This window comes from Brachybacterium endophyticum, from assembly GCF_003130585.1.
GTDB classification, from domain to species: Bacteria; Actinomycetota; Actinomycetes; order Actinomycetales; family Dermabacteraceae; genus Brachybacterium; species Brachybacterium endophyticum.
Window position 1 is genome coordinate 914,389 of sequence record NZ_QFKX01000001.1, and the last position, 16,506, is coordinate 930,894.

Genomic DNA, 16,506 nt, shown 5'->3' on the forward strand with positions numbered 1-16,506 from the left:
CTCCCCGGCGAGGGCGGCGCGGGGGAGCGGCCGCACGCACCGGGCACGGCCCGAGTGACCGGCGCTACCCCGACGGTCATGCGGTGGTAAAGGAACGCACCGCACGTACTCAAGTTCCATCCAGGGACCTCGCACTGTCCGTACAAGGACGCCAGGATGGAGCCGGAGCAGCAGCCCGGCCACGATGTGTCGGCAGCGCTCGAACCGCCCCTCCTGCGCGATCACCGCGCCCTTCCCTCGGGGCACTGTGACGATTCGAGACCGACAGGTGGGTAGGACGACGTGAAGAAGACTCCGTGGATCATCTCTGCGGCCGTGGCAGGGATGCTGGTCGCCGGGGGCGGCGGCACCGCCTATGCGGTCTCCAACGAGGCGGCCGTGAACGTGTACGGCGAGCAGAGCAGCGTGCGCACCTTCAGCCCGACGGTGCGCGGCCTGCTGGACTCCCAGGGGGTGAAGATCCGCTCCACGGATCTCGTGACCCCGTCCCTCGACTCCAGCGTGACCGACGGGATCGACATCCAGGTGGTCCACCGCAACCTGGCGACGGTGACCGTCGACGGCGAGGAGCACGAGGTGCTCACCACCGGCGACACCGTCCAGGATGCCCTCGACGAGCTGGGCGTGCCGAAGAAGGCCCACGTCAGCCCGGATCCGGAGACCGACCTCAGTGCCGAGGGCACCGCGGTGGACGTCCAGACCGCGAAGTCGGTGACGTTCAAGGGCCAGTACGGCAAGAAGACCTTCGAGGTCTACTCCGACACCGTCGGCGACGGCATGGAGGAGGTCCTGCGGAACATCGAGGACACCGACACCGCCGAGCCCGGTCGGGACGAGCAGCTGAAGGACGGCATGACCGTCACCGTCCAGCGCGTGCGCAAGGACAAGGAGACGAAGACCGAGTCGATCGACTACTCGACCACCACGAAGGACTCCGGCGAGCTCCTCGAGGGGACCACGAAGGTCGACACCGAGGGCAAGAAGGGGACCAAGGAGATCACGGTCCTCGAGAAGTCCGTGGACGGCGAGGTCACCGCGTCCAAGGTCCTCGACGAGAAGGTCACCGAGAAGCCGGTGGACGAGGTCGTCCTGAAGGGCACCAAGAAGGCCCCCGAGAAGGCGGACGAGAAGGCCGACCAGGCGTCGGACGAGACCACCGCCGGCAGCGACGAGGACTCGGCCGCGACGGCCTCGAGCGGCACCTCGTCCTCGAGCGCGTCGAAGCCCTCTCCCGCGAAGAAGACCTCGGTCGACGAGAAGAGCTCGAAGAAGACCTCGGATTCCTCCGAGTCGTCCTCGAAGAAGAGCTCGGGCTCCTCGAAGTCCTCGGGTAGCTCCTCGGCGCCCTCCGTCTCCGGAGGCTCCCGCTGGGACACCATCGCCCAGTGCGAGTCCGGCGGCAACTGGTCCATCAACACCGGCAACGGCTTCAAGGGCGGGCTGCAGTTCACCGACCAGACCTGGAAGGCCTTCGGCGGCGGGGCCTACGCGCCGTCGGCCGACAAGGCGTCGCGGGCCGAGCAGATCGCGGTCGCCGAGAAGGTCCAGGCCGCGCAGGGGTGGGGCGCCTGGCCCGGCTGCACCTCGAAGCTCGGCATCGGCTGATCACGCACGGAACGCGCCGTGGGGCAGGGGGAGACTCCCGCCCCGCGGCGCGTTTTGTCGTCCCGGCGGCGCGGGCCGAGGGGTCCGGATCCATGTGATGTGCGTCCGAAGCATCCGAGCCCTTTGACCCCCTGCGTGCGCGCTCAGTAGACTGACGGGAGCGTCCGGAGTGCCCTCTGGTCGTGATCGGGACTCTTCCCGCGGCTCTCGGCCGCGGGCGTCCCCCGCGAGGAGCGGATCCTTGCGGCATGCCCGAAAGCAGGAGACGGGGCGCAACCCCGCCCGCTCCTGCGGCGCACGGTCACGGTGCACGGATGCTCGGGCGGCGCCAGCCGTCCGCGCGGGTCATCGTCCGATCCTCCCGGTACGGGGAGACGGCGAGGGGTCGCCGACCGCAGCAGCGGTCACAAGAAGGAGATCCGAGGGGACCAACACTCCCGTCGGCACAACAGGAAGAGTCGAAGTGCCCACTATTCAGCAGTTGGTGCGCAAGGGGCGGCAGGACAAGCCCAGCGCCGCCCCGACGCCCGCGCTCAAGGGTTCGCCCCAGCGCCGCGGCGTCTGCACCCGCGTCTACACCCAGACCCCGAAGAAGCCGAACTCGGCGCTGCGCAAGATCGCTCGCGTGCGCCTGTCCACCGGCGTCGAGGTGACCGCCTACATCCCCGGTGTGGGTCACAACCTGCAGGAGCACTCGATCGTGCTCGTGCGCGGCGGCCGTGTGAAGGACCTTCCCGGCGTCCGGTACAAGATCGTCCGCGGCTCCCTGGACACCCAGGGTGTCAAGGGCCGCCAGCAGGCGCGCTCGAAGTACGGTGCCAAGAAGGAGAAGAAGTAATGCCTCGTAAGGGAGCAGCTCCCAAGCGCCAGCTCGTGGTCGATCCCGTCTACGGGTCTCCTCTGGTCACCCAGCTCATCAACAAGGTCCTCCTCGACGGCAAGAAGACCGTCGCGGAGTCGATCGTCTACGGCGCCCTCGAGGGCTGCCGCGAGAAGAACGGCCAGGACCCGGTCGCGACCCTCAAGAAGGCTCTGGACAACGTCAAGCCCAGCCTCGAGGTGCGTTCGCGTCGCGTCGGCGGTGCGACCTACCAGGTCCCTGTCGAGGTCAAGCCCGGCCGTTCGACGACGCTGGCCCTGCGCTGGCTCGTCAGCTACTCGCGCGCCCGCCGCGAGCACACGATGACCGAGAGGCTCATGAACGAGCTCCTCGACGCCTCGAACGGTCTCGGCGCCGCGGTCAAGCGCCGTGAGGACACGCACAAGATGGCCGAGTCCAACAAGGCCTTCGCGCACTACCGCTGGTGAGCCCGTGGGGCTCGCCCGCCCGGTCCTCGGACCCGTGGCGAGCGGGCCCCGCCTCTCACCGCACCTTCGACCAGCAGCCCTCCAGAAAGGCCCAAGCTAGTGGCACTCGCAGTGCTCAGCGACCTCAAGAAGGTCCGAAACATCGGCATCATGGCCCACATCGATGCCGGTAAGACCACCACGACCGAGCGCATCCTCTACTACACCGGTGTCAACTACAAGATCGGCGAGACGCACGACGGCGCCGGGACGATGGACTGGATGGAGCAGGAGAAGGAGCGCGGCATCACGATCACGTCGGCCGCGACGACCTGCTACTGGCACGACAGCCAGATCAACATCATCGACACCCCCGGTCACGTCGACTTCACCGTCGAGGTGGAGCGCTCGCTGCGCGTCCTCGACGGCGCCGTCGCCGTGTTCGACGGCAAGGAGGGCGTGGAGCCCCAGTCGGAGACCGTGTGGCGTCAGGCCGACAAGTACGACGTGCCGCGCATCTGCTTCGTCAACAAGATGGACAAGCTCGGCGCCGACTTCTTCTTCACCGTCCGCACCATCGTCGATCGCCTCGGCGCCAAGCCGCTGGTGATGCAGGTGCCGATCGGCGCGGAGAACGACTTCCGCGGCGTCGTCGACCTCGTCGAGATGAAGGCCTACGAGTGGCCGGACGTCTTCCCCGAGGACGCTCCCAAGCTCGGCAAGAAGAAGGGTGATCCGGCGCTGGGCCAGTACCAGCAGGAGATCCCGATCCCCGAGGATCTCCAGGACTCCGTCGACGAGTACCGGGCCAAGCTCGTCGAGGACGTCGCCGAGAGCACCGAGGACCTCATGAACGCCTACCTCGAGGAGGGCGACCTCACGGTCGACCAGCTCAAGGAGGGCATCCGCCACCTGACGGTGAACTCCGAGGCCTACCCGGTCTTCGCCGGCTCCGCGTACAAGAACAAGGGCGTGCAGCCCATGCTCGACGCGGTCGTTGACTACCTGCCCTCGCCCCTGGACGTCCCGCCGATGATCGGCCACGACGTCAAGGACGAGAGCAAGGAGATCACCCGCAAGCCGTCGACCGAGGAGCCCTTCTCGGCGCTGGCCTTCAAGCTCGCGACGCACCCGTTCTTCGGCACGCTCACCTACGTGCGCGTGTACTCCGGGCACGTCAAGAGCGGCGATGCGGTGCTCAACGCGACCTCCGGGAAGAAGGAGCGCGTCGGGAAGCTCTTCCAGATGCACTCCAACCAGGAGAACCCCGTGGAGGAGGCCTTCGCCGGCCACATCTACGCGTTCATCGGCCTCAAGGACGTCACCACCGGTGACACCCTGTGCGATCTGCAGCACCCGATCGCCCTGGAGTCGATGACCTTCCCCGAGCCCGTGATCTCCGTGGCCATCGAGCCCAAGACCAAGGGCGACCAGGAGAAGCTCTCCGCCGCGCTCCAGAAGTTCCTCAAGGAGGACCCGACCTACCGGGTCGAGCTGGACGAGGAGACCGGCCAGACCGTCATCCGCGGGATGGGCGAGCTCCACCTGGACATCCTCGTGGACCGCATGAAGCGCGAGTTCAAGGTCGAGGCGAACATCGGCAAGCCGCAGGTCGCGTACCGCGAGACCATCAAGCGGACGGTCGAGAAGTACGACTACACGCACAAGAAGCAGACCGGCGGCTCCGGCCAGTTCGGCAAGGTGCAGATCACCTACGCGCCCCTCGAGGACGCGGAGGACGGTGTGTTCTACGAGTTCGAGAACCTCGTCACCGGTGGTCGCATCCCGCGTGAGTACATCCCCTCGATCGATGCGGGCATCCAGGATGCGCTGCAGTCGGGCGTCCTGGCCGGTTACCCGGTCGTGAACGTCAAGGCCCAGCTCATCGATGGTGCGTACCACGATGTCGACTCCTCGGAGATGGCCTTCAAGATCGCCGGTTCGATGGCGACCAAGGAGGCCCTGCACCAGGCCAAGCCGGTCATCCTCGAGCCGCTGATGGCGGTCGAGGTGCGTACTCCCGAGGAGTACATGGGAGATGTCATCGGCGACCTGAACTCGCGTCGCGGGCAGGTCCAGTCGATGGAGGACGCGAGCGGGGTCAAGATCGTCCGTGCTCTCGTCCCGCTGTCGGAGATGTTCGGCTACGTCGGCGACCTGCGGTCCAAGACCCAGGGTCGCGCGGTGTACTCGATGCAGTTCGACAGCTACGCCGAGGTCCCCAAGACCATCTCGGACGAGATCGTCGCGAAGACCCGGGGCGAGTGAGGCTTCGGAGGGGAGGCGGGTAGACTCGATCCGCCTCTCCTCCGACCCCGCGGCGGAGGCCCGCAGGCCGGGCGTCCGCCGCCCCGCACCAGAAGTACCCAGAGATAAGAAGTCCTAGGAGGACACCACCATGGCCAAGGCCAAGTTCGAGCGGACCAAGCCGCACGTCAACATCGGCACCATCGGTCACGTCGACCACGGCAAGACCACGCTGACCGCTGCGATCTCGAAGGTCCTGTACGACCAGTTCCCGGATCTGAACGATCGCCGGGACTTCGACCAGATCGATAACGCGCCGGAGGAGAAGCAGCGCGGTATCACGATCAACATCTCGCACATCGAGTACCAGACCGACAAGCGTCACTACGCGCACGTCGACGCCCCCGGCCACGCCGACTACATCAAGAACATGATCACCGGTGCGGCCCAGATGGACGGCGCGATCCTCGTGGTCGCGGCGACCGACGGCCCGATGGCGCAGACCCGCGAGCACGTCCTGCTCGCCAAGCAGGTCGGCGTTCCCTACCTGCTGGTGGCGCTGAACAAGTCCGACATGGTCGACGACGAGGAGATCCTCGAGCTCGTCGAGATGGAGGTCCGCGAGCTGCTGGCTTCGCAGGACTTCGACGAGGACGCACCGGTCATCCGCGTCTCCGCTCTCAAGGCGCTCGAGGGCGACGAGAAGTGGGTCAAGGCTGTCCAGGAGCTCATGGCCGCTGCCGACGAGAACATCCCGGACCCGGTCCGCGATCTCGACAAGCCCTTCCTCATGCCCGTCGAGGACGTCTTCACCATCCAGGGCCGCGGCACCGTCGTGACCGGCAAGGTGGAGCGCGGCAAGCTGGGGATCAACTCCGAGATCGAGATCGTGGGCATCCGCCCCGCGCAGAAGACCACGGTCACCGGTATCGAGATGTTCCACAAGCAGATGGACGAGGCGTGGGCCGGCGAGAACTGCGGCCTGCTGCTGCGTGGCACCAAGCGTGAGGACGTCGAGCGCGGCCAGGTCGTCGTGAAGCCGGGTTCGATCACCCCCCACACGAACTTCGAGGCGCAGGTCTACATCCTGTCCAAGGACGAGGGCGGGCGTCACAACCCGTTCTACTCGAACTACCGCCCGCAGTTCTACTTCCGCACCACCGACGTCACCGGCGTCATCACGCTGCCCGAGGGCACCGAGATGGTCATGCCCGGCGACAACACCGAGATGTCGGTCGAGCTGATCCAGCCGATCGCCATGGAGGAGGGCCTCGGCTTCGCCATCCGTGAGGGTGGCCGCACCGTCGGCTCCGGCCGAGTCACCAAGATCGTCAAGTGATGATCGCGGGCGTGAGCCCGCTGGTGTGAGGCCGTCCCCTCGGGGACGCACGAAGGCCCCGGACCTTCCCGCTACGGCGGGGGTCCGGGGCCTTCGTCATGTCCGCGGCCGTGTTCACGGTGCGCGGGACCGAGAAGCTTTTGGCGCGCAGAACGTGCGGCAGACGGTGGCCGGCGTGGCCGCGGGGAGCGACAGGGGTGCGTTCCGTGGCAGAAGAAAGCCCCCGGCCGCGGCGCCGGGGAAGGGCGCGAGCGGCCGGGGGCCGGGGCGGCGGGGGACGCCCCGCGTGAGGGTCAGCCCCGGGGCGGGGGGCCGGGGGTCGATCCGCCCTCGTCCTCCGGGTCCGCGGTCGGGGCCGATGCGGTCGCGGAGCCTCCCTCGCGCGCGGGCCTGGGCGAGGCGGGGTCCGTCCCATCGGTCGATGGTCCCGCGCCGGGATCGGAGCCCTGCGTCGCGGGGCGCCCGTACTGGGGCCGTGAGGGTGAGGCCGCCGAGGGCTCCGCGTCCGTGGTCGTGGGCGAGGCCGGGCGACCGTACTGCGGGCGGGACTGGGTGGTTGCGGACTCCGCCGCAGTCGCGGAGGCCGGCGACTCCGGCCGGCCGTAGCTCGGGGCGGACCCCGCGGGGCTGTGCCCGACCTCCTGGCCGCGTGTGCCGGAGCTCGTGTTCCGGCCTCCGGTGCCCTGTCCGCCGGTGTCCTGTCCGAACTGCGGGTGTCCGCCGGTGGTCTGCCCGGAGCCGGCCCACTGGCCCGGGAGCGGCGTCGACGGGGCGGCGGGGGAGCCGGGCACGCCGTGCGTGATGGCCGCCGCCGGAGCAGCGGGCGCGGTGGCGCCGGCGTCCAGGAGGATCTGACGGGCGGCCTGGGCATGGCTGTGCTCGACCATCAGCTCGTACTGCATCGGGATCGTCGCGGTCATCGAGGTGAAGTCGCGGTTCCCGCCCGTGGCCGCGTAGCTGATCGCGGACCAGATCGTGAAGAAGACGACGCCGAAGATGATCCCCGAGACGATGGTGGGGAGGAACTTCCCCGAGAACAGAGCCATCAGCAGGCCGATGAAGAGCCCCATCCAGACACCGCTCAGGGCGCCGTTGCGAAGCACCTTCCCCCAGGTGCGTCGTCCCGTGACCCGCTCCATCAGCTTCAGGTCCGTACCCACGATCATCGTGTTCTGGACAGGGAACTGAGCATCGGCGAGAGCATCGACGACCGCCTGCACCTCGGCATACGTGCTGTACGTGCCCAGCGAGCGCGGGTACTCGAGCTTGTAGAGCCGCGCCGTCAGGGGAGAGGGCTGCTGCTGTGGCTGTGTCATGCTCGCGAGCCTAAGGGACGGGCCAGGGTGGCAGCGCGACATCCGCTGGGTGCCACCTGGACGCCCGCCGTGACGGTCAGCCGCTCCCCGCGGCGCGCCCCTCGGTGCGAAAGAGCTGCGCTCTGTACCCTCGGGGCCGGGTCGGCGGCGCCCGGCGGGGGAATATATCCGGGATGTACGTTTCTACCGTTACGTGTTCGTGACCGAATTGGTGGTGCAACAGTCAGATCTGAGCAGCCCCGCTACTAGGATCTGGGGAGGACGCCGGTTCGGCAGACGGACCGTCGGCTCCGAGAACTCAGAACCATCCCACCCTGTCCACTCAATGACGAAAGCAGGAGACATGGACACGTCCCAGGAGTCCCAGGACATGACGCCCCTCGAGCGTCTCGGTGCATCTCGGCGACGCTTCCTCGCCCTCGCGGGGGCCGGTGGCGGCGCCGTCGCGCTCGCGGCCTGCGCGGGCGGAGGCGGAGGCGGGAGCGAGGACAGCTCCGATTCGGATGTCGCCGACGGCGGCGGCGAGAAGAGCGACGACAACCCGTTCGGCGTCAAGGACGACTCGAAGGTCGACATCGTCATCTTCGACGGCGGCTACGGCGACGAGTACGCCAAGGACGCCGGCAAGGCCTTCGAGAAGCTGCACGAGGGCGTCACCGCGAAGGTGAACTCGACGGTGAACATCCAGCCCGAGCTCCAGCCCCGCTTCGTGGGCGGCAACCCGCCCGACGTCTTCGACAACTCCGGCGCCCAGTCGATGAATATCTCGGCGCTGATCAACCAGGGCGAACTCGCCGAGCTGCAGTCGCTGCTGGATGCCAAGGGCGTGGACGGCACGGCCGTCAAGGACACCCTGCTGCCCGGGGCGACCGAGCCCGGGACCTACTCGGGCAAGTTCCTGGCCATGAACTACGTGTACACGGTGTACGCCCTGTGGTTCTCCACCAAGCAGTTCGACAAGAACGGCTGGTCGGCCCCGAAGACCTGGGACGACATGATGTCGCTCGGCGAGGAGATCAAGAAGACCAAGGCGTACCCCTTCTCCTACGGCGGCCAGAACGCGTCGAACTACTACCAGGAGCTCGCGCTCTCGATGGCCATCAAGGAGGGAGGGGACGAGGTCCGCAAGAAGCTCGACTCCCTCGACGCGAAGGCCTTCGAGCAGGACGCCGTCGTCAAGGCGTACTCCGCGATCGAGGACGCCGTGAAGGCGAAGTTCTTCGCTCCCGGCGGCGAGGGCATCAAGCACACCCAGGCGCAGACGGACTGGGTCACCGGCAAGTCGGTTCTCTACCCCTCGGGTTCCTGGATCGAGAACGAGCAGCGCGATGTCACGCCCGACGACTACGCCATGACCGCGGCCCCGGTGCCGCTGCTCAGCGACGGGGCGAAGATGCCCTACGAGGCCATCCACGGCGCCGCCGGCGAGCCCTTCGTCGTGCCGTCCAAGGCGGCCAACGGAGCGGGCGGCCTGGAGTTCCTGCGGGTCATGCTCTCCAAGGAGCAGGCCACGAACTTCACGAAGCTCACCGGCTCGCCGACCGTGGTCAAGGACGCCGCACCCTCGGACAAGGACGCCTCCACGGCGCTGCAGGCGACGTTGAAGATGATCAGCGACGCCGGCACCAACACCTTCACGTTCAACTTCAGCGACTGGTACGACATGGGGCCCGACACCGTGACCCAGTGGACCGAGTTCCTCTCGGGCGGGATCAGCGCCGAGCAGCTGCGCGAGAAGCAGCAGAAGATGTTCGACAAGATCCGCGAGGACGATTCGATCGACAAGTTCGACGTCAAGTGATGGTTGCTGTCCCCACCTCTGCGCCGACCTCGGAAGCCCCGCGCTCCCGAGGTCGGCGTCAGCGACTGACCCTCGAGCGTGTCATCTTCTTCGCCCTGTTCCTCGGGCTCCCGCTCCTGGTGTACGTCCTGTTCGTGGTCTCCCCGTTCCTGCAGGCGTTCTACTACTCCCTCACGGACTGGCGGGGCGTGAGCGCGCAGCAGACCTTCGTGGGTCTGATGAACTACGCGACGCTGTTCGAGGACGAGAACTTCCGCACCGCGCTGTGGCACAACGGGATCCTGCTGGTGGTGCTGCCGCTGGTGACCATCTCGCTGGCCTACGCCCTCGCCGTGCTCGTGACCATCGGCGGTGACAGCAGGGGAGAGGTCAAGGGGATCAAGGGCGCGAGCGTCTACCGCGTCATCAGCTTCTTCCCCTACGTCATCCCCGCCGTCGTCATCGGCATCCTGTTCGCCTTCATCTATGCCCCGGGCGGCGGACTCCTCAACGGTCTGCTGTCGCTGGTGGGCATCGACTCCCAGATCGCGTGGCTGGGCAGCCCCCGGTTCGCGATGATCGCGGTGCTGGTCGCGGTCGTCTGGAACATGGTCGGGTTCTACATGGTGCTGTTCGTCGCGGCGATCAAGGCCGTTCCCTCGGAGATCATCGAGGCCGCGCGCCTGGACGGCTGCGGGCGGATGCGCCTGTCCGTGCGGATCGTGCTGCCGATGATCCGGGAGAACGTCTCCACGGCCCTCGTGTACATGGGGATCATGGCGCTCGACCTGTTCGTGTTCATCAACGTGATGACGCCGAACGGCGGCACCTCCAAGAGCACCGAGGTCGTCTCCCGCTACCTCTACGAGACGGCCTTCCAGAAGTCGAACTTCGGTCTCGCCTCCGCGATGGGCGTCGTGATGGCCGTGTTCACGATGATCATGGCGATGATCGTGCTGCTGGCGAGCCGGAAGAAGGATTGATGAGTACGACGCAGACGACGGACGCCGCGACGACCTCCCGCACCCACCCCGACTCCGCAGCGCCTCCGGCCCGACGCCAGAAGACCACGGCGGGCGACAGGGTATTCGGGGGCGTCGCCCACACCATCCTGGTGATCTGGGCGCTGATCGTGATCCTGCCGCTGGTGTGGACGGTGTTCAGCTCGTTCAAGGACTCGCGATCGATCCTGTCCTCGCCGTTCTCGCTGCCGCAGTCGTGGAACTTCGACAACTTCGTGCGGGCATGGACGACGGCGGGCATCGGGCGCTACTTCTTCAACACGGTGATCGTGGTCGGCTCGGCCCTGGTGCTGGTGATGCTGCTGGGGGCGATGTGCGCCTACGTGCTGGCCCGCTTCCAGTTCCCCGGCCGCACGGTCATCTACTACGCGCTGATCGCGGGTCTGACCTTCCCTCTGTTCCTCGCCGTCGTCCCGCTGTTCTTCGTGCTGAAGAACATGGGGCTCCAGGGCACCTACCTCGGCCTGATCCTCAGCTACGTGGGCTTCGCCCTGCCGTTCACCGTGTTCTTCCTCTACGCCTTCTTCCGCCAGCTCCCGGAGGAGATCGGCGAGGCGGCCCAGATCGACGGCGCCGGCGATTTCCGCACCTTCTTCCAGGTGATGCTGCCGATGGCGAAGCCGGGACTGGTCTCGATCGCGATCTTCAACTTCCTGGGACTGTGGAACCAGTTCCTGCTGCCGATCGTGCTGAACACCGACCGCGACAAGTACGTCCTCGCCCAGGGGCTCGCGAACATGCAGGCCCAGCAGGGCTATCAGACGGACTGGTCGGCCATGTTCGCTTCGGTGACCATCACGATCATCCCCGTGCTGATCGTGTACGTGATCTTCCAGCGCCAGCTCCAGGGCGGCGTCGGGCCGAGCACGAACAAGTAGGACCCTGCGCGGTAGGGCCGGGCCGGCACGGGCTGCGCATCGGTGGGTCGGAGCCGGGCCGGGTGGAGCCGGGGTGGGCCTCGGCTTGGACCCGGGCCCGGGCCCGGGTCGGGGTCGGGGTCGGGGTGGGCCTGGGACGGACTAATAGCGCAGACACCGCGAAATACTGCAGTGCGTGCTCTATCAGTCCCGCCGCGGCCCCGCGCCCCGCTCCGCCGATCACCACCGTCGCGCCACACCCTCCGCGGACCTCCGTCGGTGCCCGGCCGCGCCGCCGTGTGACTCGCTCCACCTGCCCCGGCCTCGACGCAGGGCATGAGGGGATGGCAGACTGGGGGAGTTGTCTGTGCGGGCCGACATGCCCGGTTCCGTTCTCCACGGCAGCGCTCAGCGCGCCGCGGCGAATGATCACCGGATGAGGCCCAGCCCCAGGATGCGAACGGCGCCACCGCGTCGAGAGCGCATCGTGAGGAGGGAAAGCACGGACCAGCCGGCAACGGTCACTCGCCCATGGGGGCTTCGTCCCCCAGGGAGTGCGACACGCCCGTCCTCGGGTACCGGTGCCGACTGCATGAATGTCCAGACGAGAGAGAGACAGGACGCCATGGCGGGACAGAAGATCCGCATCAGGCTGAAGTCGTACGACCACGAGGTCATCGACAGCTCGGCGCGCAAGATCGTCGACACGGTGAGCCGTGCGGGTGCGACCGTTGTCGGCCCCGTGCCGCTGCCGACCGAGAAGAACGTGTTCTGCGTGATCCGTTCGCCCCACAAGTACAAGGACTCCCGCGAGCACTTCGAGATGCGCACCCACAAGCGCCTCATCGACATCGTCGATCCCACGCCGAAGGCCGTGGATTCGCTGATGCGTCTCGACCTGCCGGCGGACGTCAACATCGAGATCAAGCTCTGAGGTAGGTCGAGATGAGCAATGAACTGACAGGGCAGGCTGCCCGCGCCATCTCCGGCGTGCTCGGCACCAAGCTCGGCATGACGCAGGTCTGGGACGAGAACGGCAAGCTCGTGCCGGTCACCGTCGTGCAGACCGACGCCAACGTCGTCACCCAGGTGCGCTCGGTGGAGAACGACGGCTACGACGCGGTGCAGATCGCGTACGGCCAGATCGATCCCCGCAAGGTGAGCAAGCCGCTCAAGGGCCACTTCGAGAAGGCCGGCGTGACCCCGCGCCGCCACCTCGCGGAGCTGCGCACCAGCAACGCCGCCGACTACACCATCGGCCAGGAGCTCGACGCCTCGGTGTTCGAGGCCGGCCAGAAGGTCGACGTCGTGGGCACCACCAAGGGCAAGGGCACCGCGGGCGTCATGAAGCGCCACGGGTTCGCCGGTGTCGGCGCCTCCCACGGTGCGCACCGCAACCACCGCAAGCCCGGCTCGATCGGCGGAGCCTCCTACCCCGGACGCGTGTTCAAGGGCCTCCGCATGGCCGGCCGCATGGGCAGTGTCCGCACCAGTGTCCAGAATCTGACCGTGCATGCGGTCGACGTCGAGAAGGGCCTCGTGCTCGTCAAGGGTGCCGTTCCCGGCCCCAAGGGCGGCATCGTGCTGGTCCGCTCGGCCGTCAAGAGCCCCGCGAAGGAGGCCTGAGACCGATGGCAGAGAACCTGACCGTCGACGTCCTCGATCCGGCCGGCACCACGTCCGGCACGGCCGAGCTGCCTGCGTCGATCTTCGGCGTGCAGACCAACGTCCCGCTGATCCACCAGGTCGTCGTCGCACAGCTGGCCGCTGCCCGTCAGGGCACGCACAAGGCCAAGACCCGTGCCGAGGTCGCCGGTGGCGGCAAGAAGCCGTACAAGCAGAAGGGCACCGGCCGGGCTCGTCAGGGCTCGATCCGCGCTCCCCAGTTCGCCGGCGGTGGCACCGTCCACGGGCCCGTCCCGCGTGACTACAGCCAGCGCACGCCCAAGAAGATGAAGGCCGCCGCGCTGCGCGGTGCGCTCTCGGATCGCGCCCGCAACGGTCGCGTCCACGTCATCAGCTCGGTGCTGGACGGGGACAAGGCGTCCACCAAGGCTGCTCGCGCGACCCTCTCCAACGTCACCGATCGCGGCCACGTCCTGGTCGTCGTGCGTCGGGACGACGAGCTGGGCGCCCTGAGCACCCGCAACCTGCCCACGGCGCACGTCCTGTTCGCGGACCAGCTGAACACCTACGACGTCATGCTCAGCGACGACGTCGTGTTCACGTCCGGCGGTCTCGAGGACTTCGTCGCCCGCGCCACGCTGTCCCTGCCCACGTCCTCCTTCGCCGCGGCGAAGAGCGCGGGCATCGAGGAGGAGTCCAAGTGACCACGCTGAACAAGGACCCGCGGGACATCGTCCTGGCGCCGGTCGTCTCCGAGAAGAGCTACGGGCTGATGGACGAGGGCCAGTACACCTTCGAGGTGGACCCCCGCGCCAACAAGACCGAGATCAAGATCGCGGTCGAGCAGATCTTCGACGTGAAGGTCTCCTCGGTCAACACGATCAACCGCCAGGGCAAGGCGCGCCGCACCCGCTACGGCATCGGCAAGCGCAAGGACACCAAGCGCGCCGTCATCACCCTGACCGACGGAACCATCGACATCTTCGGAGGGTCGGTCGCCTGAGCGACCGACCACCGAGGATCCGAAGAGAGTCAGAGGGAAACCCACCATGGGAATTCGCAAGCACAAGCCGACCACGCCGGGCCGTCGCGGCTCGAGCGTTGCCGACTTCGTCGAGATCACCCGCAGTGAGCCGGAGAAGTCGCTGGTCCGTCCGCTCTCCAAGAGCGGCGGCCGCAACGCCAACGGCCGCGTCACCTCGCGTCATCGCGGTGGCGGTCACAAGCGCGCTTACCGCCTGATCGACTTCCGCCGTGCCGACAAGGACGGCGTGAACGCCAAGGTCGCTCACATCGAGTACGACCCCAACCGCACCGCGCGCATCGCGCTGCTGCACTACGCGGACGGCGACAAGCGCTACATCCTCGCCCCCGCGAAGCTCCGTCAGGGCGACTGGATCGAGAACGGTCCGGGCGCGGACATCAAGCCGGGCAACAACCTGCCGCTGCGCAACATCCCGCTCGGCACGGTGGTGCACGCCATCGAGCTGCGTCCCGGTGGCGGCGCGAAGATCGCCCGCAGCGCGGGTGCCTCCGTGCAGCTGGTCGCCAAGGAGGGCCGCTTCGCGCAGCTGCGCATGCCCTCCGGCGAGATCCGCAACGTGGATGCGGACTGCCGCGCCACCATCGGCGAGGTCGGCAACGCCGAGCAGTCGAACATCAACTGGGGCAAGGCCGGCCGCATGCGCTGGAAGGGCAAGCGTCCGCACGTGCGTGGCGTCGTCATGAACCCCGTCGACCACCCGCACGGCGGTGGCGAGGGCCGCACCTCCGGTGGTCGTCACCCGGTGTCGCCCTGGGGTCAGCCCGAGGGCCGCACCCGGCGTCCGAACAAGGAGAGCGAGAAGCTCATCGTCCGTCGTCGCCGCACGGGCAAGAAGCGCTGATAGGGAGCTAGAAGTATGCCTCGCAGTATTGCCAAGGGCCCGTTCGTGGACGACCACCTGCAGAAGAAGGTGGACGTCGCCAACGAGAAGGGCACCAAGAACGTCATCAAGACCTGGTCGCGTCGTTCGGTCATCACACCGGACTTCCTCGGCCACACCTTCGCAGTGCATGACGGCCGCAAGCACGTCACGGTGTTCATCACCGAGTCGATGGTGGGCCACAAGCTCGGCGAGTTCGCCCCCACGCGGACTTTCAAGGGCCACGAGAAGGACGACCGGAAGGGCCGCCGTCGCTGACGCGAGTCGGTGAGGCAGCACTTTCGAACTCGAAGAGAGGACAGCAATGGAAGCCAAGGCGCAGGTGCGGTATCTCCGCATGACGCCCATGAAGGCCCGGCGCGTTGTGGACCTGATTCGTGGCAAGAGCACGGTCGAGGCCGAGAACATCCTGCGGTACGCGCCGCAGGCTGCTTCGGAGCCTGTGCTGAAGCTCGTGAAGTCCGCGATCGCCAACGCCCGTGTGAAGGCCGATCAGGCGGGGGAGCGTTTCGATGAGCGAGAGCTCGTCGTCTCCGCCGCATACGTCGACGAGGGTCCGACCATGAAGCGGTTCCAGCCGCGCGCTCAGGGTCGTGCCTTCCAGATCAAGAAGCGCACCAGCCACGTCACCGTGGTGGTCGCTCCCGTGAACAAGTAAGGAGTCCCGTATGGGCCAGAAGGTCAATCCCAATGGGTTCCGCCTCGGGATCACCACGGAGCACACCAGCCGGTGGTTCGCCGACTCCGCCAAGGAGGGGCAGCGGTACCGCGACTACGTGAAGGAAGACGTCGCGATCCGCAAGCTCATGTCCAAGGGGCTCGAGCGTGCCGGCATCTCCAAGGTCGAGATCGAGCGCACCCGTGATCGTGTCCGCGTCGACCTGCACACCGCCCGCCCGGGCATCGTCATCGGGCGCCGTGGTGCGGAGGCCGAGCGTCTGCGCGGCGAGCTCGAGAAGCTCACCGGCAAGCAGATCCAGCTGAACATCCTCGAGGTCAAGAACCCCGAGGCCGACGCTCAGCTGGTCGCCCAGGGCATCGCCGAGCAGCTCGCTGCTCGCGTGTCGTTCCGTCGCGCCATGCGCAAGGGCATCCAGTCCGCGCAGCGCGCCGGCGCCAAGGGCATCCGCGTGGCGGTCTCGGGCCGTCTGGGCGGTGCCGAGATGAGCCGCAGCGAGTTCTACCGTGAGGGCCGCGTGCCCCTGCACACCCTCCGGGCGAACATCGACTACGGCCTCTACGAGGCCCGCACCGCCTTCGGCCGCATCGGCGTGAAGGTGTGGATCTACAAGGGCGACGTCACCGCCAAGGAGCTCGCGGCCCAGCAGGCCGCCTCGCAGGGTCCGCGGTCCGGCCGCGGCCCGCGTGCCGAGCGTCCGCGCGGTCGTCGCAACGAGCGCAACGCCGCTGCCCGTCAGCAGCGCGGTGAGCAGACCGAGCAGGCTGCCCCCGCCGCTGCCGAGCAGAGCGCTGCGCCCGCAGAGTCCGGAACGGAGGCCTGA

The 16,506-nt window shown here is 67.7% G+C and carries 17 protein-coding genes; 16 read left to right on the forward strand and 1 reads right to left on the reverse strand.

Annotated elements, in window-relative coordinates; genetic code table 11:
• Nucleotides 1-282 precede the first annotated feature (282 nt).
• From DEO23_RS16490 to tuf, 5 genes are all read left to right on the forward strand, one after another.
• Nucleotides 283-1,605, forward strand: coding sequence for a resuscitation-promoting factor (locus DEO23_RS16490; RefSeq protein WP_109274667.1), 1,323 nt, complete (start codon nt 283-285; stop codon nt 1,603-1,605).
• 463 nt (nt 1,606-2,068) lie between these two features.
• On the forward strand, nt 2,069-2,443 hold the full coding sequence (rpsL, locus tag DEO23_RS04005; RefSeq protein WP_109274668.1) for a 30S ribosomal protein S12: 375 nt from the start codon (nt 2,069-2,071) through the stop codon (nt 2,441-2,443).
• Nucleotides 2,443-2,913, forward strand: a complete 471-nt coding sequence (rpsG, locus tag DEO23_RS04010; protein ID WP_109274669.1) for a 30S ribosomal protein S7 — start codon at nt 2,443-2,445, stop codon at nt 2,911-2,913. The genes rpsL and rpsG overlap by 1 nt, the downstream gene beginning before the upstream one ends.
• A 99-nt stretch (nt 2,914-3,012) precedes the next feature.
• Nucleotides 3,013-5,160: an elongation factor G gene (fusA, locus tag DEO23_RS04015; RefSeq protein WP_109274670.1), complete on the forward strand. Its 2,148-nt coding sequence runs from the start codon at nt 3,013-3,015 to the stop codon at nt 5,158-5,160.
• Nucleotides 5,161-5,290: 130 nt separating this feature from the next.
• Nucleotides 5,291-6,478, forward strand: coding sequence for an elongation factor Tu (gene tuf / locus DEO23_RS04020; RefSeq protein ID WP_109274671.1), 1,188 nt, complete (start codon nt 5,291-5,293; stop codon nt 6,476-6,478).
• A gap of 293 nt (nt 6,479-6,771) precedes the next feature.
• Here tuf and DEO23_RS04025 read toward each other — a convergent pair whose 3' ends face one another.
• Nucleotides 6,772-7,794 (reverse strand): YflT domain-containing protein, encoded by a 1,023-nt coding sequence (locus tag DEO23_RS04025; protein ID WP_205678833.1) that lies wholly within the window; start codon nt 7,792-7,794, stop codon nt 6,772-6,774.
• 343 nt (nt 7,795-8,137) lie between these two features.
• Here DEO23_RS04025 and ngcE point away from each other — a divergent pair, with 343 nt between their 5' ends.
• The 11 genes from ngcE to rpsC all read left to right on the forward strand — a co-directional run bounded on the left by ngcE (nt 8,138) and on the right by rpsC (nt 16,506).
• The gene (ngcE, locus tag DEO23_RS04030) at nt 8,138-9,595 is read left to right on the forward strand and encodes an N-acetylglucosamine/diacetylchitobiose ABC transporter substrate-binding protein (protein WP_109274672.1); all 1,458 of its coding nucleotides are present in this window, start codon (nt 8,138-8,140) and stop codon (nt 9,593-9,595) included.
• Complete coding sequence (locus tag DEO23_RS04035; RefSeq protein ID WP_165831712.1) at nt 9,595-10,557, forward strand: carbohydrate ABC transporter permease; 963 nt, start codon at nt 9,595-9,597, stop codon at nt 10,555-10,557. The genes ngcE and DEO23_RS04035 overlap by 1 nt, the downstream gene beginning before the upstream one ends.
• Nucleotides 10,557-11,474 (forward strand): carbohydrate ABC transporter permease, encoded by a 918-nt coding sequence (locus DEO23_RS04040; RefSeq protein ID WP_109274674.1) that lies wholly within the window; start codon nt 10,557-10,559, stop codon nt 11,472-11,474. Before DEO23_RS04035 ends, DEO23_RS04040 begins: the two co-directional genes overlap by 1 nt.
• 604 nt (nt 11,475-12,078) lie before the next feature.
• Nucleotides 12,079-12,387 carry a 30S ribosomal protein S10 gene (gene rpsJ, locus DEO23_RS04045; RefSeq protein ID WP_050668652.1) on the forward strand — a complete coding sequence of 103 codons (309 nt, stop codon included), beginning with the start codon at nt 12,079-12,081 and terminating at the stop codon, nt 12,385-12,387.
• A gap of 11 nt (nt 12,388-12,398) precedes the next feature.
• Entirely contained in the window at nt 12,399-13,079 is a 681-nt protein-coding gene (gene rplC, locus DEO23_RS04050; protein WP_109274675.1) for a 50S ribosomal protein L3, read from the forward strand.
• A gap of 5 nt (nt 13,080-13,084) precedes the next feature.
• The gene (gene rplD, locus DEO23_RS04055) at nt 13,085-13,783 is read left to right on the forward strand and encodes a 50S ribosomal protein L4 (RefSeq protein WP_109274676.1); all 699 of its coding nucleotides are present in this window, start codon (nt 13,085-13,087) and stop codon (nt 13,781-13,783) included.
• Nucleotides 13,780-14,082 (forward strand): 50S ribosomal protein L23, encoded by a 303-nt coding sequence (gene rplW / locus DEO23_RS04060; protein WP_109274677.1) that lies wholly within the window; start codon nt 13,780-13,782, stop codon nt 14,080-14,082. Before rplD ends, rplW begins: the two co-directional genes overlap by 4 nt.
• Nucleotides 14,083-14,128: 46 nt before the next feature.
• Complete coding sequence (rplB, locus tag DEO23_RS04065) at nt 14,129-14,965, forward strand: 50S ribosomal protein L2 (protein WP_109274678.1); 837 nt, start codon at nt 14,129-14,131, stop codon at nt 14,963-14,965.
• A gap of 15 nt (nt 14,966-14,980) precedes the next feature.
• Nucleotides 14,981-15,262 carry a 30S ribosomal protein S19 gene (rpsS, locus tag DEO23_RS04070; RefSeq protein ID WP_109274679.1) on the forward strand — a complete coding sequence of 94 codons (282 nt, stop codon included), beginning with the start codon at nt 14,981-14,983 and terminating at the stop codon, nt 15,260-15,262.
• A gap of 46 nt (nt 15,263-15,308) precedes the next feature.
• On the forward strand, nt 15,309-15,662 hold the full coding sequence (rplV, locus tag DEO23_RS04075) for a 50S ribosomal protein L22 (protein WP_109274680.1): 354 nt from the start codon (nt 15,309-15,311) through the stop codon (nt 15,660-15,662).
• Nucleotides 15,663-15,672: 10 nt separating this feature from the next.
• The gene (gene rpsC / locus DEO23_RS04080; RefSeq protein ID WP_109274681.1) at nt 15,673-16,506 is read left to right on the forward strand and encodes a 30S ribosomal protein S3; all 834 of its coding nucleotides are present in this window, start codon (nt 15,673-15,675) and stop codon (nt 16,504-16,506) included.